Annotated in this window: 16 protein-coding genes, 1 other RNA gene and 2 pseudogenes; 7 read left to right on the top strand and 12 right to left on the bottom strand. The window is 68.8% G+C overall.

Annotated features, from left to right (window positions below):
• Window positions 1-84 precede the first annotated feature (84 nt).
• The 7 genes from ABZV31_RS01745 to ABZV31_RS01715 all read right to left on the bottom strand — a co-directional run bounded on the left by ABZV31_RS01745 (window position 85) and on the right by ABZV31_RS01715 (window position 10,103).
• Window positions 85-1,434 (bottom strand): condensation domain-containing protein, encoded by a 1,350-nt coding sequence (locus ABZV31_RS01745; RefSeq protein ID WP_355886663.1) that lies wholly within the window; start codon window positions 1,432-1,434, stop codon window positions 85-87.
• A gap of 102 nt (window positions 1,435-1,536) precedes the next feature.
• Window positions 1,537-3,117 carry an AMP-binding protein gene (locus ABZV31_RS01740; RefSeq protein ID WP_355886660.1) on the bottom strand — a complete coding sequence of 527 codons (1,581 nt, stop codon included), beginning with the start codon at window positions 3,115-3,117 and terminating at the stop codon, window positions 1,537-1,539.
• An 83-nt stretch (window positions 3,118-3,200) separates the two neighbouring features.
• Window positions 3,201-3,974, bottom strand: a complete 774-nt coding sequence (locus ABZV31_RS01735; protein WP_355886657.1) for an SDR family NAD(P)-dependent oxidoreductase — start codon at window positions 3,972-3,974, stop codon at window positions 3,201-3,203.
• Window positions 3,971-4,687: an alpha/beta fold hydrolase gene (locus ABZV31_RS01730; RefSeq protein ID WP_355886655.1), complete on the bottom strand. Its 717-nt coding sequence runs from the start codon at window positions 4,685-4,687 to the stop codon at window positions 3,971-3,973. Before ABZV31_RS01730 ends, ABZV31_RS01735 begins: the two co-directional genes overlap by 4 nt.
• Window positions 4,684-7,914 (bottom strand): amino acid adenylation domain-containing protein, encoded by a 3,231-nt coding sequence (locus ABZV31_RS01725; RefSeq protein WP_355886652.1) that lies wholly within the window; start codon window positions 7,912-7,914, stop codon window positions 4,684-4,686. Before ABZV31_RS01725 ends, ABZV31_RS01730 begins: the two co-directional genes overlap by 4 nt.
• The gene (locus tag ABZV31_RS01720) at window positions 7,908-8,162 is read right to left on the bottom strand and encodes a hypothetical protein (protein ID WP_355886649.1); all 255 of its coding nucleotides are present in this window, start codon (window positions 8,160-8,162) and stop codon (window positions 7,908-7,910) included. The genes ABZV31_RS01725 and ABZV31_RS01720 overlap by 7 nt, the downstream gene beginning before the upstream one ends.
• Before the next feature lie 654 nt (window positions 8,163-8,816).
• On the bottom strand, window positions 8,817-10,103 hold the full coding sequence (locus ABZV31_RS01715; RefSeq protein WP_355886647.1) for an MFS transporter: 1,287 nt from the start codon (window positions 10,101-10,103) through the stop codon (window positions 8,817-8,819).
• Between the two features lie 331 nt (window positions 10,104-10,434).
• Here ABZV31_RS01715 and proB point away from each other — a divergent pair, with 331 nt between their 5' ends.
• Genes proB through ABZV31_RS01700 form a run of 3 tightly spaced genes read left to right on the top strand, consistent with a single transcriptional unit; the run spans window position 10,435 to window position 13,984 of the window.
• Entirely contained in the window at window positions 10,435-11,517 is a 1,083-nt protein-coding gene (gene proB / locus ABZV31_RS01710) for a glutamate 5-kinase (RefSeq protein ID WP_355886644.1), read from the top strand.
• 2 nt (window positions 11,518-11,519) lie between these two features.
• Window positions 11,520-12,770 (top strand): glutamate-5-semialdehyde dehydrogenase, encoded by a 1,251-nt coding sequence (locus ABZV31_RS01705; protein WP_355886642.1) that lies wholly within the window; start codon window positions 11,520-11,522, stop codon window positions 12,768-12,770.
• A complete protein-coding gene (locus ABZV31_RS01700) occupies window positions 12,770-13,984 on the top strand; it encodes a pyridoxal phosphate-dependent aminotransferase (protein ID WP_355886639.1) in 1,215 nt (404 codons plus the stop codon). Before ABZV31_RS01705 ends, ABZV31_RS01700 begins: the two co-directional genes overlap by 1 nt.
• 123 nt (window positions 13,985-14,107) lie before the next feature.
• On the opposite strand, the pseudogene ABZV31_RS01695 reads toward ABZV31_RS01700, so the two are convergent.
• A pseudogene (locus ABZV31_RS01695) lies at window positions 14,108-14,611 on the bottom strand (transposase); the annotation flags it as partial.
• 155 nt (window positions 14,612-14,766) lie between these two features.
• On the opposite strand from ABZV31_RS01695, the pseudogene ABZV31_RS01690 reads away from it, so the two are divergent.
• Window positions 14,767-14,890, top strand: a pseudogene (locus tag ABZV31_RS01690) (IS5/IS1182 family transposase); the annotation flags it as partial.
• Between the two features lie 46 nt (window positions 14,891-14,936).
• On the opposite strand, the gene ABZV31_RS01685 reads toward ABZV31_RS01690, so the two are convergent.
• The 3 genes from ABZV31_RS01685 to ABZV31_RS01675 form a co-directional block, all read right to left on the bottom strand.
• The gene (locus tag ABZV31_RS01685; RefSeq protein ID WP_355886636.1) at window positions 14,937-15,488 is read right to left on the bottom strand and encodes a hypothetical protein; all 552 of its coding nucleotides are present in this window, start codon (window positions 15,486-15,488) and stop codon (window positions 14,937-14,939) included.
• A 527-nt stretch (window positions 15,489-16,015) separates the two neighbouring features.
• Window positions 16,016-16,440, bottom strand: an RNA gene (gene rnpB, locus ABZV31_RS01680) — RNase P RNA component class A.
• A 102-nt stretch (window positions 16,441-16,542) separates the two neighbouring features.
• On the bottom strand, window positions 16,543-17,121 hold the full coding sequence (locus tag ABZV31_RS01675; RefSeq protein WP_355886633.1) for a Uma2 family endonuclease: 579 nt from the start codon (window positions 17,119-17,121) through the stop codon (window positions 16,543-16,545).
• A 174-nt stretch (window positions 17,122-17,295) separates the two neighbouring features.
• Here ABZV31_RS01675 and ABZV31_RS01670 point away from each other — a divergent pair, with 174 nt between their 5' ends.
• Together ABZV31_RS01670 and ABZV31_RS01665 are read left to right on the top strand one after the other, a co-directional pair.
• On the top strand, window positions 17,296-18,045 hold the full coding sequence (locus ABZV31_RS01670; protein ID WP_355886631.1) for a MerR family transcriptional regulator: 750 nt from the start codon (window positions 17,296-17,298) through the stop codon (window positions 18,043-18,045).
• Window positions 18,042-18,662, top strand: coding sequence for a hypothetical protein (locus tag ABZV31_RS01665; RefSeq protein ID WP_355886628.1), 621 nt, complete (start codon window positions 18,042-18,044; stop codon window positions 18,660-18,662). The genes ABZV31_RS01670 and ABZV31_RS01665 overlap by 4 nt, the downstream gene beginning before the upstream one ends.
• Here the strand turns inward: ABZV31_RS01665 and ABZV31_RS01660 are convergent.
• Window positions 18,613-20,070 (bottom strand): RNB domain-containing ribonuclease, encoded by a 1,458-nt coding sequence (locus ABZV31_RS01660; protein WP_355886626.1) that lies wholly within the window; start codon window positions 20,068-20,070, stop codon window positions 18,613-18,615. The genes ABZV31_RS01665 and ABZV31_RS01660 overlap by 50 nt on opposite strands.
• 76 nt (window positions 20,071-20,146) lie before the next feature.
• Between ABZV31_RS01660 and yaaA the strand changes: the two genes are divergently transcribed.
• Window positions 20,147-20,947, top strand: a complete 801-nt coding sequence (gene yaaA, locus ABZV31_RS01655) for a peroxide stress protein YaaA (RefSeq protein ID WP_355886624.1) — start codon at window positions 20,147-20,149, stop codon at window positions 20,945-20,947.
• Window positions 20,948-20,971: the final 24 nt, after the last annotated feature.

Below are 20,971 nucleotides of genomic sequence, written 5' to 3'. Positions count from 1 at the left end.
GTGGTTGAGTGACAAGGAGAAGGGCCCGCACGGCAACTGCCGTGAGGCCCTTCTCCGTTCGGGGCGGGTCGGGGCTGGAAAGGCCTACCGTGCAGCGGGAGCGGACCGGGTCAGCACCCGTACTTCGCCCACCGGGCGGTCCACGTCCGCCGCGGCCATGACCAGGACATGATCCATGTCGCGCATCATCCGCAGCACGGTCTCCTCCTCGTACACCTCGGTGTTGTACTCGATCTCGGCGAGGATCCCGTCGCTGCCGTCCCAGTAGCTGACGACCATGTCGGCCCGGGCGGCGCGGTTCGGGGCCTGGAGCATGGTCAGGCCTATGTCGCCGAGAGTTATGTCCTGGCCGATCGGCCCGAGGTAGTTGAGGGTCAGCTTGACGTTGGTCAGGCGTGACCGGGTCTCCTCCGGGAGGGCCGCGTGCACGACCGGGAAAGGCACACCCTGGTGGGCTAGCAGGTTCCAGGTCGCGTCCCGTGCCGCGGTGGCCACCTCACGGATCGAAGCCTGATCGTCGACCGTGGCGCGGACTAGGCAGGAGTTGCTGACGAGTCCTACCAGCGCCTGCTCGCTGCGAGTGCTCCGGTTCATGCTGCGGACCCCGATGGTCAACTCGCGTTCCCCACCCCGCGCCAGAACGATCTGCCAGGCGGCCAGCATCACGGAGAACGGAGTGGCACCGAGTTCCTGGGCCAGTGCCGCACGTCCCAAGTCGGCCTGCGCGGTGAACCGGTAGCGCACGGTCGCGCCGGGATCGCCGACCGCCGTGGGCCGGCCGGGCTCGCGGTCGTGGGCCACCGTGGTGACGACGACCCCGTCGAGTGCCGTACGCCACTGGTCGAGGCTTCGTCGCCATCGACCCTGTTCTTCCTCCGAGCGCAGCTTCTCGGCGTAACTGTGGAAACTAGCGGCGTCGTTGGTAAAGACCGGTTTCTCGCCTCGGACCAAGCTCGCGTACGCGGCGGAGAGGTCGTTGAACAGAACCATCATCCCCCAGCCGTCCACCACGATGTGATGGACGGTCAGGATCAGTTCTTCCTGCGCCCCGATCCTGACTAGGGCCAGCCGGGCCATGGGGCCCGCGTCCAGGTGGAACTCCTGTGTGTGGAGTTCCACAGCGGTGCGCAGGAACTCCTGAGCGGCCTGATCAACGTCTGGTACGACCGGCTCGATCAGCCGCGCGGTAACGTCCACGGCCGGTTGGATGACCAGGTCCAACTCGCCGTCGCGCGCCACGAACCGGGAGCGCAGGCTTTCGTGACGATTCGTCACCGTCTGCCAGGCGGCGGCGAGGGCGTCGAAGTCGACATGTCCGGCACACTCCAGTCGCCAGGTAATGTGATACACGGAACTGTCCCTGGCGCTCTGCAACGTATGCCAACGGGCGGCCTGTTGGACCGTCGCCGGGATGACCAGAGGTCTGGTGGTCACACTCGTCTCCTCGGTCACTCAGTGACTTGTACAACTGATCGGGTCGGATAACTAGGGCGAGTCGGGCACGGTGAACTGGTCGGGTCGGACATTGGACGCACGTCAGGCCGCGAACTCGTCGGTCAGCCGCTTGCGGTCCACCTTCCCGACGGTGGTCAGCGGGATCGACTCGCGGTGGTGGTAGCTGCGCGGATGCATATAGCGGGGCAGGGCGGAGACCAGCTTCGTGAATTCGTCCGCCGGGACCTCCTTGCCGGTGTACACGGCGCGCAGTTCGTTCTCGCCATCAGCGGCGGGGACGACGAGGACTATGGCCTCGTCGATCGAGAGGTGACACCGCAGCGCCGACTCGATCTCACCGAGTTCGATCCGGTTTCCGCGGATCTTGACCTGTCCGTCGACCCGTCCGAGGTGGACCAGTTCACCGCCTTCGAGCCGGCACCGGTCGCCGGTGCGGTAGTAGTGCTCCGGCGTGAGCGGCTCCTGGCCGTCGTGGATGCGGCCGCGGCCGTGGTTCGAGTCGGAGTCCGAGCCCGATTCCATGAGGACGAACCGCCCGGCGTTCTCCCTGGGGTCCAGATAGCCGGGGAAACGCTGCGGGCCACGCACACACAGCTCACCGTCGTCGGCGGGCCGCAGGTCCTCGTCCAGCAGGAGCCAGTCCAGATGCGGGTGCGGGAGGCCGATGGGGATGGACCGGTTGGTGGTCTCCGGCCAGTCGGCCCGCTCCCGCGGAACCTCGTACCCGGTGATGACGATCGTGGTCTCCGTCGGGCCGTAGCAGTTGTTCATGACCGCGTTCGGCGCCGCGGCGCACCAAGCCTCAGCCTGGTCGATGCCGAGCCTCTCCCCGCCGAACAGGCCACGCCGTAGCGTGGGCATGCTCCCGGGGGCCAGCGCGCGCAGGCGCTTGGCAAAGGAGATGACGGACGGCACCGACATCCAGTGGGTGAGCCGCTTCGTGTTGACGATCCGCACCGGGGTGAACACGTCACCGTGTTGCGCCACGCAGAGGGTCGAGCCGGACCCCCAGGTGCTGAACATCTCGGACACCGAGCCGTCGAAGGACATCTCGAAGTTCTGCGAGACCCTGCAGCCGGGGCCGAGTTCATAGCGCGGAATGACCTCCGTGAGGAACGCGTTCACGCTGGCGTACGTGGTGGGCACGCCCTTGGGCCTGCCGGTGGTTCCGCTGGTGAAGATGATGTACGCCGTGCCGGTCTCAGGCGGGTGGACCTGGCCCGGGATGTCGTCCGACGGTTCGGGTGCGAGCAGGGGGCGCCACTTCTCGCCCGTCATGTCGAGCAGCTGTACTCCGGCGTTGTGCCGGTACTCCGCCGCGCCGTCACCCGCGGTGTCGTCGAACACCGTGAGATCGAGTCCGCCCTCCTTGGTGATGTCGAGGTTGCGCGACGCCGGGGCCGCGGGGTTCAGCGGCACCGCGGTCGCACCGAGCCGCTGCACCGCCAGATAGGCGACGTAGCTGACCGCAGTGCGCGAGGTGAGCAGGCCCACTCTGTCGGGCCGGCCACCCGCCGCTTCGACGATGCGGGCCGACATCCACTCGGCAGCGGCCCGTAGTTCGGCGTAGGTGAGGGTGACGTCTAGCACCTCAAGGGCCGGGTCGTCCGGATGCGCCTCGGCGGAGGCCCGGAACCAGTCGTAGAGGGTGCGGGTCGTCATGGTGCTTCCCTTTCGGAGGAGACGCTGATCGAGATGTCCAAGGAGTGGGGTACTGCTCGCGCCCGAACGTGCCGCCGTGCCCGTCACCACATGAACTGTCCGCCGTCCACGACGAGCTTTTGTCCCGTCATGTACGCGCTGCTCGGGCTGACGAGGAATTCGAGGGCGTTCGCGATCTCTTCCGGGGCGGCGATCCGCCGCTGCGGTATCTCGTCGAGCATTCCGCGCCGGGCGTCCGGATCGTTCAGGTTGAACCGCTCGACCAGTTCGTCGGTCTCGGTGTTGCCGGGAATCAGGCAGTTGACCCGGACGCGGGGGGCCAGTTCGAGAGCGAGGCACTTGGTCAGATGCAGCAGACCCGCCTTGCTCGCACAGTAGTTGGCGCCGTTGCGGCGGGGACGGATGCCCGTGGTGGCGCCGACGTTGACGATCGTCGCGTCGGTGCCGGAGGCCACCATCACCGGGGCGAGCGCGCGGGTCAGATAGAAGACACCGGAGAGGTTGGTGTCGATGACCCGCCGCCAGTCGTCGTGGCTCATCTTCAGGAACGGACGGTCGACGTTCATCCCGGCGTTGTTGATCAGGACCACCGGCGGCCCGTACTCCGCCACAACCGCCTCCGCCGCTTCGACCACCGAGGCTCCGTCGGACAGATCCACCCGCACGGTGTTCAGCCTGGGGCCCAACTCCCGCACCGCCCTGCGCGCACCATCCTCGTCGGACCGGTACAGCGCGTTCACCTGGAAACCCAGCTTCACCAGACGGCGGCTGAAAGCGAGGCCGATACCGCGGGTTCCGCCGCTGACGACGGCTACCGGAGGCCGAGTCGTCGCTGTCGTCCCTGTTTCAGCTGTCATCGCCCGTCCTGGTTCTGGAACGCGTGAATGGCCTCGGCCAACTGGGGAAGGTGCGCGGGCTCGAACACGTCGTAATGTCCGGCGTCGAGGCGGACGAGGTCCAGGTTCGGCGCGAGTTCCCGCCAGCGCCGTACGGCGGCCTGCCGGTCGCCTTTGTCGTACGGGGAACACACGAGGAGCAGTAGCCTGCCCGGGTAAACCGACTCGGTCGCGTAGTCGGTGAGGGCGGCGGCCTGCGCCGCGAAGGTGCGCACCACACTGCCGACGGACCGCGGATTTGCCTTCGGGCCGAGATCGGCCACCATCTTGTCCCGGATCCACTCGTCCTCGCCCGGCTCGGGCACCCGGGGCAGCGGTGAACTGTCGACGATCACGAGATCCGGCCGGTGTCCGTCCTCGGCGAGCCTGGCGCAGACCTCCCATGCCACGAGGCCGCCGAGTGACCAGCCGGCCACCAACTGCGGCACCGTGGCTGCCCCGTTGACGATGCCGAGTACTGACTCGGCCATCTCCGCGACCGTCGTCTCTGGCTCTTCGCCCGGCATGAGCCCCAAGGGTCGTACGAAGTCCACGGAATGGGTCCTGCCGAGCACCGAGGCCAGCCGCCAATACGGGGTGAGTCCGCCGCTGGCCCCTGGCAGGATCAGGCAGCCGGGGCGGTCCTTGCCCCGTGCCATCGTGATGAGGCGGCCGGGCACAGTCGCGGCCGTCATGCCTGGGCCTCGTCTTCGGCGACGTCAACATCTCGTGCGTGCTGGGCATCTTCGGCCAGGCTCGCCCGTACGAGTGCGGCGAGCGTCGCGATGGTGGGCGACCGGAAGAACTCGGCTACCGGGACCGTCGTGCCGTACTCCTCCTCGATCTCGGCGAGGGCCGTGAAGATGTTCAGGGAGTGGGCTCCGTAATCGATCAAGGACCGGTCGCGGGCGATGCCGTCAGTCTCCAGGATCGACGACCAGATGGCGGCCAGTCCGCGCTCCAGATCGGAGGCGTATTCGACCGTGGTCGTGGCCGCGTTCGTCTTCTGCTCGGCGATATGCCGGTCCGCCAGGGCGGCCAGGGCGTCCCGGTCGGTCTTGCCAGTGCGCGACGTCGGTATCCGGTCGATGTCAAAGGTCCAGGACGGCGACATGTACGACGGCAGTGCTGCGGAGATCCGGGCCTGGAGCTCCCCGTGATCGGGGTCGGCGCCGGGCTCCGCGACGAGGAAGAGGACCAGTTCGCGGTCGGCCCCGAGCCCTCTCGCCACTGCGACGGACTGCCTGACTCCGGCCGCGGTGTTGGCGACCGCCTCGATTTCGCCGAGCTCCACCCGGTAACCGCGGATTTTCGTCTGGCTGTCCCGTCGGCCTAGGAAGATCAGTGTCCCGTCGGCGTTCCGCACCACCTGGTCACCTGTGCGGTACATGCGCGAGGTGCCGTCGCCGGAGAACCGGTCGGGCAGGAAGCTCGCCACGGTCCGTTCTGCGTCGAGATAGCCGTCCGCGGGGCTGACGCCGCCGAGGTAGAGCTCGCCGGGTACGCCGACGGGTGCGAGATGGCCCGTCCCGTCGACCACGTACGCCGCCACACCCGGCAACGGGCGGCCGATCGGTGCGTGGGCGGGCCACCGCGCGTCGTCGCCCCGCATCTCGTGCACCGTGGCGGCGTTGGTCTCGGTGGGACCGTAGAGGTTGACGAGCACACATTCTGGGTGGTCGACGAAGAACCGGCGGATCTCGTCGTCGACGAGGAGCTGCTCACCGGAGACGCAGACGCGCCGCAGGCCGGGAAAGTGGGCCGAGGCACGCCGTGCGGCCTGGACGAACGAGCGGAGGGCCGCCACCGGCAGGAAGACGTGGCTGACCCGTGTCTCCTCGATGCGCCGGATCAGCGCCGGGAAGTCCCGCCGGTCGGCCGGCTCGCGGGAGACGACGGTGCCGCCCGAGGCGAGTGTCGGAATGATCTCCTGGAAAGAGACGTCGAAGCCGAGGGGCGCGTACTGGAGGAAGCGCGTCGTCACATCGTGCTCCATGGCGGAGATCTGCCACGCGGCCAGGTTCAGCAGGGGCCGGTGGCCCATCACCACCCCCTTGGGGACGCCACTCGATCCCGAGGTGAACATCAGGTACACCGCTGAGTCGGCGGAGCCGCCCGAGGCACGGGGCCCGTCGCCGGGGACGGAGAGTTCGGCCAGGCTGGTGGTGCGCGTCCCGGGGAGGTTGAGGCCGTGGCCGACGATTAGGCGGCAACCTGCCTGGTCCGCCATGTGAGCGAGGCGTTCCCACGGCAGGCTCGTGTCCAGCGGCAGATAGGTGGCACCGCAGCGCAGGATCGCGAGCATCGCGATCACGGTGTCGCACAGCCCGTCCAGGGACAGGCCGACGACCTGCCCCGGCGTGACGCCATGCCGGGCCAGTCCGTCGGCGGTTCGCTCGGCGCCGGCCATGAGTTCGCCGTACGTCAGGTTCCGCAGGGGCTCCTCGACGGCGATCGCGTCGGGCGTACGGCGAGCGGCCTGCTCGATCCACTCCGCGAGACTGCAGGCCAAAGCCGGTGCCAGTCGGCCGGCATCCGCCAACTCGGTAGCTGTGTCCGGAATGTCGCCGTCGGTGAACAGATCGGCCAACGGGCGGGTGCCGTCTTCGAGCGTGCGACGCAGTGCCGTGCGCAGCGACGCGAGTAGCGCGTCCGCGACAGCCTCCGGTATCAGATGCCGGTCGTACTCGAGCTCCAGCAACCATCGGCTCTCCACCTTCGTGGCACCGAGCCACAGGTCGAACTTCGCCGTTCCGTTGCCCGGTTCCTGCACCCCGACGACGGCGCCAGTCGATTTCCCGTCGAAGGTGTCCTGCATCGCGAGCATGCAGGAGAACAATGGGTTGCGGTTGCTGGTGCGGTCCTGCCCGACAGCCGCCACGAGCTGGTTGAGCGTGACTGCGACCCTGGCGCGGCAGTAGTCGACGGCTTCCCGGACGGTCTCGGCGATGTGCTCGTCCACCGTGCGCGACCAGTCCACGTCGACCGTGACGGGCAGAGTGTTGACGAAAAATCCGCAGAGGTCGTACGAGCGAACTGTGCGCCTGGCCGACAGGGGACTGCCGATCAGGACCGTGGACACACCGCCGTGCCGGGCGAGTACGGCCCCGTAGACGGCGCTCAGCAGTACGAAGGGCGTGACGGACAGCCGCTTGCACGTCTCCTGGAAGTCGGACGCTTCTCGCTCACTGAGAAGCCACGAAAGGCGTGCACCGGAGAAGTCCGTCTCCTCTGGCCGCCCCGGCCGGGGGTTCAGCACAAGAGGTGGGACGCCACGCAACTGCTCGGCCCATACCTTGACGTGCTCGGCCGTCTCCGGCGAGCCGGAGGCCCGGTTCTGCGCCTCAAGTTCCCGAAGGAAGGCCGATTCGCGTGCCTCGCGCAGCGTTTCGACGTCCTCTGTGGTGAGCTTCGAGGTCAGCGCGGATTCCAAGTCACGGATGATCGGCCCCATCGAGACGCCGTCCCCGACGATGTGATGGCCGCACAGCAGAATGGCGGCCGCGGAGCCGTCAGTGGCGCGTACGTATCCCAATCGATAGGCCGGCCCTGCCGCGAGGTCAAACGGGCGTTGCCCGAGCCGCCTCGCCAATGCCTCGGCAGCTGCGGCGTACTCGCCCGGCGGTACGTCCACCCGCTCGAACGGCACATGTCCCGTCTCCGGCGGAGGGGTGAACCTGGAATGCATCCTCGGCAGGTGGCCGAAGACCTGGCGCAGAGCCGGCTGAACCGTGACCAGTACCGCGAGGGCATGGTCGACGGCATTGCCAGACAGCCGCGGCTCTAGGTCGAACTGCATGATCTGGTTGTAGATCTCGGGGGTCGGCACCCTGCTGTCGACGACGAGCAGCCCCTTCTGGGAATCGGTAATAGGCAGAAGGGCGGGGTCCGTCGTGCTTGAGGCCGCGGTGTTCTTCAGCATGCGGCACCGGCCTCATCTGCATCGTTCGCGACCAGGCTGGTAAGCCAGACCTTAAGGTCCCCGACCGTCCGTACGTCGACCAAGCCCGCAGCGTCGATCTCCGCGTCCGCGCCGGCGGCGACCTCAACAGCAAGGCGCAGGAGCGACAGCGACTCCAGACCGGCCTCATGGATCAATGTGGAGTCGCCGAAATCTCCCGTGGCATATTGCGCGATCATCGAATCAAGGTCTGGCGGTGTGGTCAGCACGTTGTCTCCACCTCATGCCGATGGCTCGTACGCCGAGCGTGGGTCCGCTCGTGCAACAGGTAACGGTGGGCGTGGCCCGCGAAGAGGCTCCGCCGGGCGCTTACGACGCCTGCACGGCGATTCTTCCGAGCCGAGTTGTTCTCTCGATGTGCTGTCGATGCGCCTGTCCTGTGACGTGTGTTGACCGTCACGTACTGTAACGACGACGCTAACTTCGCGTGATGCTACGGACCGCTGCTTTGCTCCCCCTTGCAGGGCTTTCGACACTGGGCTTCGACGCCGGGCGTTTCCCCCCGACGCCGCCAGTCTGCTACCGGGCCTCCTGGCAGCTACCCTGACCGGTCTTCCACCGGCAGGCGACAACGAGCTCACGACTCAAGCTCAGCTGCATCACGAAGACCTCCGAGTCTGCTGGGGGCGCGAACGATCGAGGCTAACGATCAAGACCCAGGACTTCCGCCGTCGACCTGCCCAAGTACCCCCCCCCGGACATGTCACACCAGCCGCGCTCGCCAGCAGAAATCAGGGTGGCGGAGGTTCAATGTAATGAGGAGGAATGCACGGTGTCTTCGGCTGTTTGTCGGGACCAACCTCCACTCGCGGACAAGCCGTTGACGCGAATGGCACCGCGCGAATGGAGGGACGTCCCGACCGTCAGCGGGCTGCGATCCGAGCTTCGACTTCGGTGAGCACCTTCGGCGTGAAGACCCGCAGGAAGGGAACGATGACCACCGCTGTGGCCACGGCGAAGAGGCCGAACGTCACCCGGTACCCCAGCCACTGGGCGAGCGCTCCCGACACCGCGGCACCGACCGGGATGGAGCCCCAGGAGAAGAGCCGGGCGGCGGCGCTGTAGCGGCCCATCAACTCGGCACCCACCAGAGTCTGACTGATGCTGCGGGAGTTGACCGCCCACAGTGTGCCCCCCATGCCGCCGAGGAACGCGGCTGCTCCAATCGCCCAGATGTTGCTGGTCAACGCCGGGACAGCGACCATGGAAGCGGAGAAGAAGATGTTTCCGAACATGACCCACCGCCGGCCGAGGAGCCGGTTGGCGAGGCCGACGCTCATCGTGCCCACGACACCGCCGACGCCCAGCGCCCCCACGAGCATGCCGTAACGGTCCGCGCTCAGGCCCAACTCCTTCGTCGCGATCAGCGGCATGAGGGCGAACCAGGCGGACCAGCAGGTGATGAGCCCGGTGACCGTCAGCGAGAGCATCCGCAGCAGCCGCTGGTTCCACAGGAACCGCAGGCCTTCGCCGATCTGCTGATGGACGGTCAGCTCTGGCTGGCCAGACTGCCGTGAGATCCGGAACCGGCCCACCAGGAAGGGCAGGATGAGGACGGCCAACGCGTATCCGGCGATAGTCGCGCCGAGCGCGATAGAAGCACTCGCGGCGACGAGGATGCCGCCCACGAAGGGCCCGGCGAACTCGTTGCACAGCGTCTCCGCCGCTGTCACCCAGGTGTTGGCGCGCTCGCGACCGGCTGGTGCCACGGCGGCCGGGACCAGCGCCGCGGCGGACGTCAGAGCTATCACCTCCGCGACACCGAGGATCAGCCCGCCCCCGTAGAGCATGGGAAGGCTGACCACGTCAGTCGCCACGGCAGTGAAAAGACTGAGCACCACGGTCATGCGCATGGTGTTGGCCAGCCACAGGAGCTTGCGGCGATCAGACCGGTCGACCAGCACGCCCACGTGCAGCGCGACCAGCAGCCACGGCAGGGTCAGGGTGAGCAGCACACCCGAGACCAGAGCGGGTGAGTCGGTCAGTGACGTGGCGACGAGAGGGAGCGCCACCTTGGTCACGCCGTCGGTCAGGTTGGTCACGGCGGTGAACGACACCAGCACCCAGGTGTTGCGCCTGCTGGGGTCCGCCGGGGGCGACTGCGGGGACAGGCCCGGCGACGAAGTGCTGGGCACCGTAGGTTCTGCCATAGGAGCTCCCCATTCTGAATTCGCCCCGTAACCGAGGCGCACAGCGCGACGTCGGGCGAGTCCTGAACAAGTGACCCCTCCCGATTGATCAGGCGCCAACACCCCGGCGAGTTTAGCCAGTTGGCGACCCGGCGCAACGCGTCGAACAACCGCCCATGCAGGGGCAGAGGTCATGGAAAGCGCTGAATTCCGCGGTGCGCGAGCGCCAGACAGCGGCAGCGAATCGGCAGCACATTGGGAGAACACCACTCCCGGCAACCATCTCCCCTTGGAAGCGGCCACCGCCCCTCCGCTCTCTCATATCGACTGCCGAGGTTCAGGCGAGGAGACCATGCGGGATGGAATCAACGACGGCACTGGCAACCGGGTCGTCATCAAGGTCGGAACTTCGTCCCTGATCACTCGGGGAAAGGTGGACCCCGTCAAGCTCGACACCCTCTGCGCGACGGTGTCGAAGGGAATCGAGGCCGGTTTGGCGCCGGTGCTCGTCACCTCAGGGGCCATCGCACTGGGCCGGACCAAGCACAGCACTTTGACACAGGACACAACGGAGGCCGCACAGACTGCGGCGGCGCTCGGTCAGGGAGTGCTGTACTCCGCACTCCATGCCCGATTTGCCGCGTACAGCCTTGAAACAGGGCAGATCCTGCTGACGCCGCACGATCTCGTCGCGCCGGAACGCGGAGGGGGGGTCCGCCGCACGCTCGACCTGATGCGGTCGCTGGGCATGGTGCCCATCGTCAACGAGAACGACGCGTTGGGCGTGCGCAACAACGACGTACTGGCCGCTCTGCTCAGCGGGTTCATTGAAGCGCGGCTGCTTCTGCTGCTCACCAACGTGGCCGGCCTCTACGACAGCAACCCGCTGCTCGGCGAGGACGCTGCGCGCATCGCCGAGGTGACGGGTCCGATCTCCGAGGTCGAGGCAGTGGCCGGGGGATCCACCGAGGATGGCGGAACCGGCGGCATGCTCGTGAAACTGAGCGCCTGCTGGATCGCCACGCACGCCGGGGTCCGCACCGTGGTGGCCGATGCCATGGACTCCACCGCCCTGGTCGCGGCCTTCCGGGGCGACGAGGTGGCGGGGACCGTCTTCCCGCCGCGCACATCCCACTCCGCCTCACCCGATCTCGGTCGCCTGTGGCGTGCGTTCCGGAACCCCCCTAGCGGGTCCGTAGTCTGCGATGCCGCGGGGCAGCAGGCCATCGAGTCGGGCCGAGCCCTGCTCGGCGGGAGCGTCGACGCGATCAAGGGGTCGTTCGACAGCGGCGACGTCGTGGACATCGTCGGCTCGGACTCCCGGGTGATCGCCCGCGGCAGCGTCCGCCTCAGCTCGGCGGAGGCCGGGGCCGGCGGCCGGTCTGCCTCGGCATTGTTCAACGACTGTGACTACGTACAGGTTTTTGGAGGCTAGTTGTGTCGGTAACCGAGATCTGCCGTGCTGCCGCGGAGGCGTCCGTCGCCGTCAAACAGCTGACCACGGCCCAGAAGGACCAGGTCCTCCTGGACATGGCGGCCGCCGTCGAGCGCCACCGGGACTCGATCATTGAGGCGAACAAGCAGGACATCGGGGCCACCCGCGCGGCCGGCGTCACCCCCACCCTCATCGACCGCCTGACCCTTACCGATAGCAGGATGGCCGGCCTGGTGAAGGCCATCCACAAGGTGGCATCGCTGGCGGACCCGGTCGGTGAGGTCGTCAAGGGCTGGACGCGACCCAACGGGCTGCTGGTCGAGCAGGTGCGGGAGCCGCTGGGTGTCATCGCGGTGATCTACGAGGCTCGGCCCAATGTCACGGCGGAGGTCGCGGCGCTGAGCCTGAAGACCGGCAACTGCGCGGTGCTGCGCGGCTCGTCCATGGCCACGGCCACCAATGCTGCGATCATGGCGGCCCTGGCGGAGGCCATCTCCGAGCACGACGAAGTGCCCGCCGCGGCCGTTCAGCTGATATCAGACCCGTCCCGTGATGCCGCCATGGAACTCATGCGTGCCAAGGGGTACGTCGATCTGCTCGTCCCGCGAGGCGGCCCGGAGCTGATCGCCTCCGTCGAGCAGAACGCAACCGTACCCACGGTGATCGACGGCGCCGGCAACTGCCACACCTACATCGACGGCTCCGCCGACCTGGACATCGCGACCGCAGTGACGATCAACGCGAAGACCTCCCGGCCCAGCGTGTGCAATGCGATGGAGACCCTGCTGGTCCACGAGGACCTGGCGGAGTCCTGGCTGCCCGGTGTCCTTGAGCTACTGGCCGAGACGGGCGTGGAGATCCGCGGCGACGAGACCGTGCAGCGCGTCTGGCCGAAGGCGGTCGCCGCGACCGAGGAGGACTGGGGCACCGAGTACCTGCGGCTCGTGCTCGCGGTCAAGGTCGTTCCCGATGCCGACGGCGCCATCGCGCACATCCGCCGGTGGGGCACTTCCAACGCGGAGGGCATCGTGGCCAAGGACATCGACGTGGCGCGGCGCTTCACCCGGGAGGTCGACTCCGGCAGCGTCTTCGTCAACACCTCCACCCGCTACTCCGACGGCGGGGAGTTCGGCTACGGCGTGGAGATCGGTGTCTCCACCCAGAAGCTGCATGTGCGGGGACCCATGGGCCTGGACGCGCTCACCACCGTGAAGAACGTGGTCTGGGGCAGTGGCCAGACGAGGACGATCTGATGGGGGGACAGCTGCACACCGCGACGAAGCAGCCGTTGCGCACCTCCTTGCTGATGGAGGACATCGGCCAGGCACTGTCGGTCCAGTACAACAACCTCGTCTACGACATGAAGGCCGCCGGAAGGGACATCATCACGCTGTCCCTCGGCGAGGCCTTCTTCGACCTGCCGCTGCCAGTGTTCGACGGGCTCACGACGCCCGGTCTGCACCACTACTCGCACTCCCGGGGACTGCCGGAGCTGCGGCGGCTGCTGGCCAAGTACTACGAGACCAAGTTCGCGCTCCCGGTGGACCCGGACACCGAGGTGATCGTCACCGCCGGATCGAAGGCCGCCATCTACATGGCGCTCATGGTCATCCTCGACCCCGGCGACCAGGTGATCGTGCCGGAGCCGTACTGGCTGAGTTATCCGGCGCAGATCCGTATGTGCCGTGGCGAGCCGGTGATGGTTCCCCACGATGTGCCGGTCTTCGACTTCGAACGGTTCGTCACTGCGCGCACACGTGCCGTCATCATCAACAACCCGAACAACCCGAGCGGGCACATCTACACCCGGGCCGAGCTGGAGTATTTGCACGAACTGGCCGACCGTCATGGGCTCTTGCTGATCGTCGACGAGGCGTACAACGAATTCATGCCGCCGGGCACCGAGTTCCTCGCGGCCGGGGCGCTCGACCCGGACAAGGAACGCACGGTCACGGTTAACTCGATGTCAAAGAACTACGGCGTCTCGGGCTGGCGGATCGGATACCTCATCGCCAACCAGCGGCTCACCGACCAGGTTCTGAAGATCAACCAGCACCTGGTCACCTGTGCGCCGACCATTCTGGCGGCCTATCTCGCCGAACGTTTCGACGACCTTCTGGACATCACCAGACCGCAGATCCAGCGCACCGTCCAACTGCGCAACCGCGTCGGTACCTGGTTCGCGGACAACGGCATCGACACATTGCCCGGCACGTCGACGTTCTATCTCTTCGCCTCCCTGGGCGGATCCAGCCTCGACTCCACCGAGTTCGCCAGCCGGCTGCTGAAGGAGAGCGCGATCAGCGTGGTGCCCGGCATCGGGTACGGAGACTCATGCGATCGCTACATCCGGGTCTCCGTGGGCAGCGAGTCCGAAGACCGCATCGCCCGCGGCGTGGCCGCGATCCGCGACCTCATCGAGACCACCACTCCCGCACACCTTCCCTCTCGCCCGGGTTCGACGTAATTCGTTCGCCTGGAGGGCCGAATCTAGGGTGTGACCTGGGCGGACGTGGGTCTGTCCAGCCAACGGCTCTGTCCCGTAATCGGTGGTGACGTTGAGTGTCCTGCTGTTGGAGCAGGATGCTTGGCGGAGGAGTGTGAACCCGGCTCGGCCGTGCATCTGCCTCATGATTCTCTTCGTCTTCGTGTTGACGCCTTCAGTGCGGCCGTTGTGGTACGGGAGCGCAAGGCCGGCGTCGACGGCGGCCCGGTCGAGTTCGAGGCCGTTGGCGAAGGCGTGCAGGTGGGGCAGGTCGGCGGCCCGGACTGCGGTGATCCACTTGGCGAGCCTGGCGTCGTTGCCCGCAGCCGGGGTGAGGAGGTCGGCGAACAGTCGGACGAAGTCGGCCAGTTCGGTCAGCTGAGGGCAGGCGGCGGTGAGTACGCCCAGGAGTTCGCTGTCCTTGTCGCGGAGGCTGTCGGGCCTGGTGAGCAGGAGGCGGGCGAAGCGTCGCGGGGTGATCACAGGCCGGTTGCCTTCGGCGCGGCCCTGGGTGATGTAGCGGTAGAGGAGGTTGAGACTGCCCGTGTAGCCCTGTTCCTTGATGTCGCGGAAGAGCTGGAGCACGGGGACGGCAGGGTCGGCGGCTCGTCATGGTCACAAGCGCGGATGTCGGTGACCGCGCCGCCGTCCAAGTCCTGCTGCACCAAGTCGCCGACGCCCACCACCTGCTGACCCTCATCTGGGCCGACGGAGGCTACACCGGCAGCCTCGTCGAATACTGCCTGGTCACACTCACCCTGGTCCTGGCGGTCGTCAAACGCAGCGACAACATGCGCGGCTTCGTGGTACTGCCCCAAACGGTGGATCGTCGAGCGTCTTTTCGCCCACCTGATGCGCACCCGCCGCCTGCCACGCGACTTCGAACGCCGCACCACCAGCGCCGAGGCGATGATCTACTGGTCGATGCCCCTGCTCATGACCCGCCGCCTGGCCCGCTCACGCCGCAGGCGAGCGTGAACCGGCCCGGCGCCGACTCGACTGCCCAGCCGCGCGCGACCAGGCGTTTCGCCTTCAACCTCAGCGCCTCCACCCGCGCCGGCACCACGTCCATGCCGAACAAAGCGGCCATCTCCTGGCAGGTCATCGACCCCTGCCTGAGCCGGGCACGGTCCGCGAGCCCCTTGAGGATGCGCTGGTAGTCCACCGACAACGCCGACCACGCAAGCCCTTCAGGCCACACCGGCACCTGCGACTTCGCCTTCGCCGCTTCCGGCGTTGACGATGCCTCCTCAACCTGCCCATCGGCGGTCGGTGCTGTCCGGTCGGTCTGGTCGTGGCCACGCTCGGTCTCGTCTGCCGGGGCAAGCACCTCACCCACCCGCGTGTGAGCGATGGCCCATTCCTTCCAGTCCCACTCGGCCACGGCCAGTTCAGCCTGGATGCGGTCGGCCTCCTCCCGCAGCTCGTCCACGCGACGGCGAGCGACGAGCTCACGCTGTTCCAGCAGCCCCACGACCGACGGCATCCATGACCTCCACAGCAGCGGCGACACGACAGACCAACCACTCCCACAGGATCGTCGACCCTATGCCCGACCAGCTAAAACGCCGTCCTCAAGCTCGGAAAGACAACAGCTTCTGACCACCACCGCCGCACCAAGTCCGTGCCGCACACAAGCGCCCATGCCCATTCACGGCAGCCTTCACCGCCGCACGAGGGTTCAGCCCGCCGCGTCCAGCGACACCCGAGAGGGCGCCATTGACAGCCGTCTCGACATGCTGCGCGAACAATTTCACCTATCCCGACCCGGCACGGCTCGCTGGAGGACGCGCCATCGGTGCTCAAGTTCAGCCAGAGCAGGTCAGCAAGGAGACACCTCGTACATGTACTTCCGAGCGCATCAGATGCCGAGATGTCCGCCATAGAACGGCACTGGACCACATTTGACACCCGGAATGCCCGGATATGCCGCATGGGTAGTGGACAGGGACGACGATACTTACAGCCCGAATTCGACCCGGATTCGACCCGAGCGGTTTGTTCAGAGAGCGGCAGACGAGTCGGGCTGTACGCCGGGTTCTGTTCTCCAGGGTCCTCGCGGCCCCTGGAGCGACGGCCATCCATCTAGGACCGGCGTTGCCGCCGGCCTCGTGCGGTCTACCCGCGGACTCGGGCGGGCAGCCCTCGATCGTCCGCGCAGAAGCCCTTCCGTATCCAGGAAAGGCTCCCTTTTGACCTTGCTCCGGGTGGGGTTTACCTAGCTGCCCAGGTCACCCTGGGCACTGGTGGTCTCTTACACCACCGTTTCACCCTTACCGGGGGCCGTACGGATACGGTCCCCGGCGGTTTGCTTTCTGTGGCACTGTCCCGCGGGTCACCCCGGGTGGCCGTTAGCCACCACCCTGCCCTGTGGAGCCCGGACGTTCCTCGGGGAGCACCCCGCCAGGGGGCCTCCACGCGGCCGTCCGCCCGGCTCGTCTGCCGTGTCGTCCATGGTACCGGGCGGGCCGACCGCTTTCGCAACGCCGGGAGCCGCGCTTCCATTCCGCCGGCGCGCCCTGGAGGGCGCGCCGGGAGGCTCAGAGGAAGTCCGCCGTCTCCAGCTCGAAGCCGAACGGCTCGGGCAGGGCGACGGGCTTGCCGAAGGGGAGCGTGCAGTGCTGGCGGTAGTCGTCGTTCTCCGGGTCGCCGAACAGCGTGACCGAGGCGGTGTCGCGGTCGACGAGCAGGTAGAACGGGACGCCGCCGCGGGCGTAGCAGCGGCGTTTGGCCTCGCGGTCGGTCCTGGGCTTGGTGGACGTCACCTGCAGGATCATGGCGACGCCGTCGCAGGGCATCCAGGAGTCGGCGCCCCGGTAGAGCCGCAGTTCCCTGGGGGCGAACGTGCCGTCCGGGATCACGTGGTCCTTCGGGCAGCCGCCTCCGCTCTTCAGTTTCAGCCCCTTGTTGCCGGAGAACTGCATGTCGGTGCTGGAGCGCCTGATCACCTGCTCGGCAATCAGGCTGATGCAGTCCTCGTGGTCCCCGTCCGGCGGCGGTGTCACGACGATCTCCCCCTGGATCAGTTCGGCCCGGAAGCCCTCCGGGGTGTCGAGGGACAGGAAGATCTCCAGCAGTCCCTCAGCAGGCGTGGTGGGCTCATGAGCCACGGCAGTCATGTCACGCCCCTCCCTCGGTCGCTCGCCACACGGGGACATCGCCGGATCACCTGGCCGTGAGATCGGGAACCGTTCCCTCGATCGTGGCACACGATCATGGCCGCCGTCAGGGACGTACGACGCGGCGAGCCGCTCGCTCGACCCTGTCGCGACGTCAACGTCTGTACTGGGGGCATGCGGATCGGAGAACTCGCCGCGGCCGTCGGCGTCACCACGCGGACCGTGCGGCACTACCACCACCTGGGCCTGCTGCCGGAGCCCGAGCGGCGCGCCAACGGCTACCGGCGGTACACGCTCCGCCACGCCGTCGCCCTGGCCCGGATCCGGCGGCTGACCGAGCTGGGGCTGGGCCTGGCGGAGGTGCGGGACGTGCTCGCCGACGACGCCGGCCGGGACCTCGCCGAGGTGCTCCAAGAGCTCGACACGGACCTGGCACGTCAGGAGGCCGCGATCCGGGACCGCCGGGCCCGGCTGCGCGCGCTGCTGGACGCCGGTGAGCTGCCCGCCGAGGGTCCGGTCTCCCCCGAGCTGGCCGCCCTGTTCGCGGAGACCGCCCACCTGTCCGACTCCCCCATGGCCGTCAAGGACCGCGAGGTGCTGGCGCTGCTGGAGACCTCCGCGGCCCCGGAGGACCGGGAGCGGCTGGTGGCCGCCCTGCAGACCGCCTTCGCCTCACCGGACGCGGCGGCACGGGCGCAGGAGGCGTACGCGCTGCTCGACGCGCTCGCCGACGCGGACGCCGCCGACCCGCGCGTGGAGGAGGCGGCCCGCGCGATCGCCGGCTGCGTCCCCCGGGAGATGCTCCCGGAGGCGGGCATCGACGACGACTACGGCTTCCTGCCCGCCCTCTACGCGGACTTCGCCCCGGCCCAGGCGGATGCGATCCGGCGGGCGCTGCGAATCCTCACGGAGGGACGGGGATGAGGCACGCAGGGGCGGGGGTGAGGGCGATGTGCGCCCTGGCGCGGCACGAACTGCGGTTGTTCACCAGCCTGGCGCTGTGGGTGGCGCGACGCACCCACGGTACGCAAGGCAAGCAGGGCTTCGGGTACGCCCGCGGGCAGGGCGCGGTCATGGCCGGGTTCGCGTTCGTCTGTGTGATCGAGATGACGATGTCCGTGCTGCTGCGGGACTGGCCGACCGTGCACGCGGTGGTGCTGTTCCTCGACGTGTACACGGTCCTCTTCGTCGTCGCCCTGCACGCGGCCTCGGTGGTCCGCCCGCATGTGCTGGACGCGGACGCCTTCCGCATCCGGCACGCCGTCCACGTCGATCTGCGCATCCCGCTGGAGGCGATCGCGTCCGTGCGCCGCGAGCTGCGGACGACGCACGAGCGGACCGGCGGCGAACTGGACGTCCCGGTCGGCTCCCGGACCTCCGTCACCCTCGAACTCGCCGCGCCCGTCACCCACGTCACCCTCCTCGGCAGGCGCCGGGAGGTGCGCGTCGTCCGCGTCCACGCCGACGCGGCCGACCGCCTGGTGGACGCGCTCACGCGGGCGCGAACCGCACCGTCGCCGCTGCCGGGTCGGCCCGGGTGAGCCGTACCCGCAGCCGTTCCCCCAGGGGCAGCGGGGCGGTGCCGCCCTCGATGCGGGCGACGACGGCCGGGGAGTCCACGTGGACGGTGCCGACGGTGGGCCGGTGCTCCTCGACGTCGATCACGCAGCCGTCGAAGAGGTCACCGACCCGGTCCTTCAGCAGCGCGGCCTCCACGACGTCGAGGCACTCCCGCTCGACGGTGCCCGCGCGGCGGGTGCCCTCGGCCATCTCCGCCGGCAGCGCGGTGAGCGCGGCGAGCACCCAGTCGGGCGGGTCCTGGCCGGCGACGGCCGCGAGGCAGATCTCGGCGGCGTAGCGGTCGGCGAGGCGGCGCAGCGGGGCCGTGCAGTGCGCGTAGGGCGCGGCGACGGCGGCGTGCGTGGTGATCTCCGGCAGCTTCCCGTCCCGGAAGACGGTGTAGCCGGCTCCGCGCAGCAGGGTCGTGCACTCCTGGAGGAAGGCCGCGTGGTGCGGTCGGTGCGGGTCGAGGGAGCGGACGAGAGCGGCGTACGAGACGTGGTGCGGCCAGTCGATGTGCAGGGCGTGGGCGGTACGTCGCAGCCGGGCGACCGCGCCGTCCGGGGCGGCCGGGAGGGTGCGCAGCACGCCCGTGCCGTGGGCGAGCATCAGCTCGGCCGCCGCCATGCCGGTCAGCAGGGAGATCTGGGCGTTCCAGCCGTCGGCGGGGAGCGGGGCCCGGTACGTCAGCTCGTACGTGTGGGTCGCTTCTGCACCCACCGGGTGCTCCACGACCTGCTGTTCGGTCACGTTGAGCGAGATGCCGCCCCGCTCGACCTCCAGCCGCTCCCGCAGCTGCCCGATGTCCTCCAGCAGCGCGACCGGCTCGTCGGCGGTCTTCTCGTCGATCTCCTTCTGTACGCCGGCGTAGTCGAGCCTGGCCCGGCTGCGGACCAGCGCGCGGCGGACGTCGACGGCGAGGGTCCGGCCGTCCGCGTCCAGGTCGATCGTCCACAGGGTGGCCGGGCGGGTCTGGCCGGGCAGCAGGCTGGCGGCGCCCTCGCTGATGACCGCGGGGTGCAGCGGGACCTTGCCGTCGGGGAAGTACAGGGTGGTCACCCGCCGGTGCGCCTCGGCGTCCAGCGGGCCGGACGGTACGACGAAGGCGGCGACGTCGGCGATGGCGTACCGGACGCGGTAGCCGGGGCCCTGCCGGGACAGGTGCATCGCCTGGTCCAGGTCGGTGGCGGCGGGCGGGTCGAGGGTGAAGAAGGGGATGTCGGTGGCGTCGTGGAGGGGGAGAGCGGGGTCCCGCGCCGCCCGTTCGGCCTCGGCCAGGACCTCCGGCGGGAAGCTCGCGGGCACGCCGAGGGCGGTGCGCAGCGCGGTGAGGGCGGCCCTCAGGGGCGCTTCGGGGGCGCCGGTCACGCGGATGTGGCGGCGGGGCATACAGCGAGCGTAGGGCGGGGGTGCCCGGGTGGCACGCCGTACGCTGTCGCGGAGCGCTACCGAAGGAGAGAACCGCGTGCTTGTCCTGCTGCCCCCATCCGAAGGCAAGGCCTCCTCCGGCCGCGGCGCCCCGCTCAAGCCGGAGTCGCTGTCGCTGCCGGGGCTCACCGCCGCCCGCGAGGCCGTCCTCGCCGAGCTGGTCGAGCTGTGCACGGGCGACGAGGACAAGGCACGCGAGGTGCTCGGGCTGAGCGAGGGCCAGCGCGGCGAGGTCGCCAAGAACGCCGGGCTGCGCACGGCCGGGGCGCGGCCCGCCGGGGAGATCTACACCGGTGTGCTCTACGACGCCCTCGACCTGGCCTCCCTCGACGCGGCCGCCAGGAAGCGCGCCGCACGCTCGCTGCTGGTCTTCTCGGGGTTGTGGGGCGCCGTCCGGGTGACCGACCGCATTCCCTCCTACCGCTGCTCGATGGGCGTGAAGCTGCCCGGGCTCGGGGCGCTGGGCGCGTACTGGCGTGCGCCGATGGCCGCGGTGCTGCCCGAGGCGGCCGGGGACGGGCTGGTGCTGGACCTGCGGTCCTCGGCGTACGCGGCGGCCTGGAAGCCGAAGGGGGAGGTCGCGGGGCGGACGGCGACCGTGCGGGTGCTGCACGCGCAGGTCGTGGACGGCGTGGAGAGGCGGTCGGTCGTCAGCCACTTCAACAAGGCGACGAAGGGCCGGATCGTCCGCAGCCTGCTGACTGCCGGGGCCGCCCCGAAGGACCCGGCGGAGCTGGTGGAGGCGCTGCGGGACCTCGGGTACGTGGTGGAGGCGGAGCCGCCCGCGAAGGCGGGGAAGGCGTGGGCGCTGGACGTGGTGGTGACGCAGATCCACTGACGCCCCACCCCTTGTGTTGCAGCA

The organism is Streptomyces sp. NPDC005202 (assembly GCF_040608235.1).
Classification (GTDB): domain Bacteria; phylum Actinomycetota; class Actinomycetes; order Streptomycetales; family Streptomycetaceae; genus Streptomyces.
This window is presented reverse-complemented; position numbering and strand designations above follow the sequence as displayed.

What these genes read in the sequence shown, in the direction of transcription:
- ABZV31_RS01660 (WP_355886626.1), bottom strand. Translation starts at nt 20,070, where the DNA reads ATGCCCCGCCGCCACATCCGCGTGACCGGCGCCCCCGAAGCGCCCCTG.
- ABZV31_RS01685 (WP_355886636.1), bottom strand. Translation starts at nt 15,488, where the DNA reads ATGCCGTCGGTCGTGGGGCTGCTGGAACAGCGTGAGCTCGTCGCTCGC.
- ABZV31_RS01670 (WP_355886631.1), top strand. Translation starts at nt 17,296, where the DNA reads ATGCGGATCGGAGAACTCGCCGCGGCCGTCGGCGTCACCACGCGGACC.
- ABZV31_RS01675 (WP_355886633.1), bottom strand. Translation starts at nt 17,121, where the DNA reads ATGACTGCCGTGGCTCATGAGCCCACCACGCCTGCTGAGGGACTGCTG.
- ABZV31_RS01730 (WP_355886655.1), bottom strand. Translation starts at nt 4,687, where the DNA reads ATGACGGCCGCGACTGTGCCCGGCCGCCTCATCACGATGGCACGGGGC.
- ABZV31_RS01725 (WP_355886652.1), bottom strand. Translation starts at nt 7,914, where the DNA reads ATGCTGAAGAACACCGCGGCCTCAAGCACGACGGACCCCGCCCTTCTG.
- ABZV31_RS01715 (WP_355886647.1), bottom strand. Translation starts at nt 10,103, where the DNA reads ATGGCAGAACCTACGGTGCCCAGCACTTCGTCGCCGGGCCTGTCCCCG.
- ABZV31_RS01665 (WP_355886628.1), top strand. Translation starts at nt 18,042, where the DNA reads ATGAGGCACGCAGGGGCGGGGGTGAGGGCGATGTGCGCCCTGGCGCGG.
- proB (WP_355886644.1), top strand. Translation starts at nt 10,435, where the DNA reads ATGCGGGATGGAATCAACGACGGCACTGGCAACCGGGTCGTCATCAAG.
- ABZV31_RS01740 (WP_355886660.1), bottom strand. Translation starts at nt 3,117, where the DNA reads ATGACGACCCGCACCCTCTACGACTGGTTCCGGGCCTCCGCCGAGGCG.
- ABZV31_RS01735 (WP_355886657.1), bottom strand. Translation starts at nt 3,974, where the DNA reads ATGACAGCTGAAACAGGGACGACAGCGACGACTCGGCCTCCGGTAGCC.
- ABZV31_RS01700 (WP_355886639.1), top strand. Translation starts at nt 12,770, where the DNA reads ATGGGGGGACAGCTGCACACCGCGACGAAGCAGCCGTTGCGCACCTCC.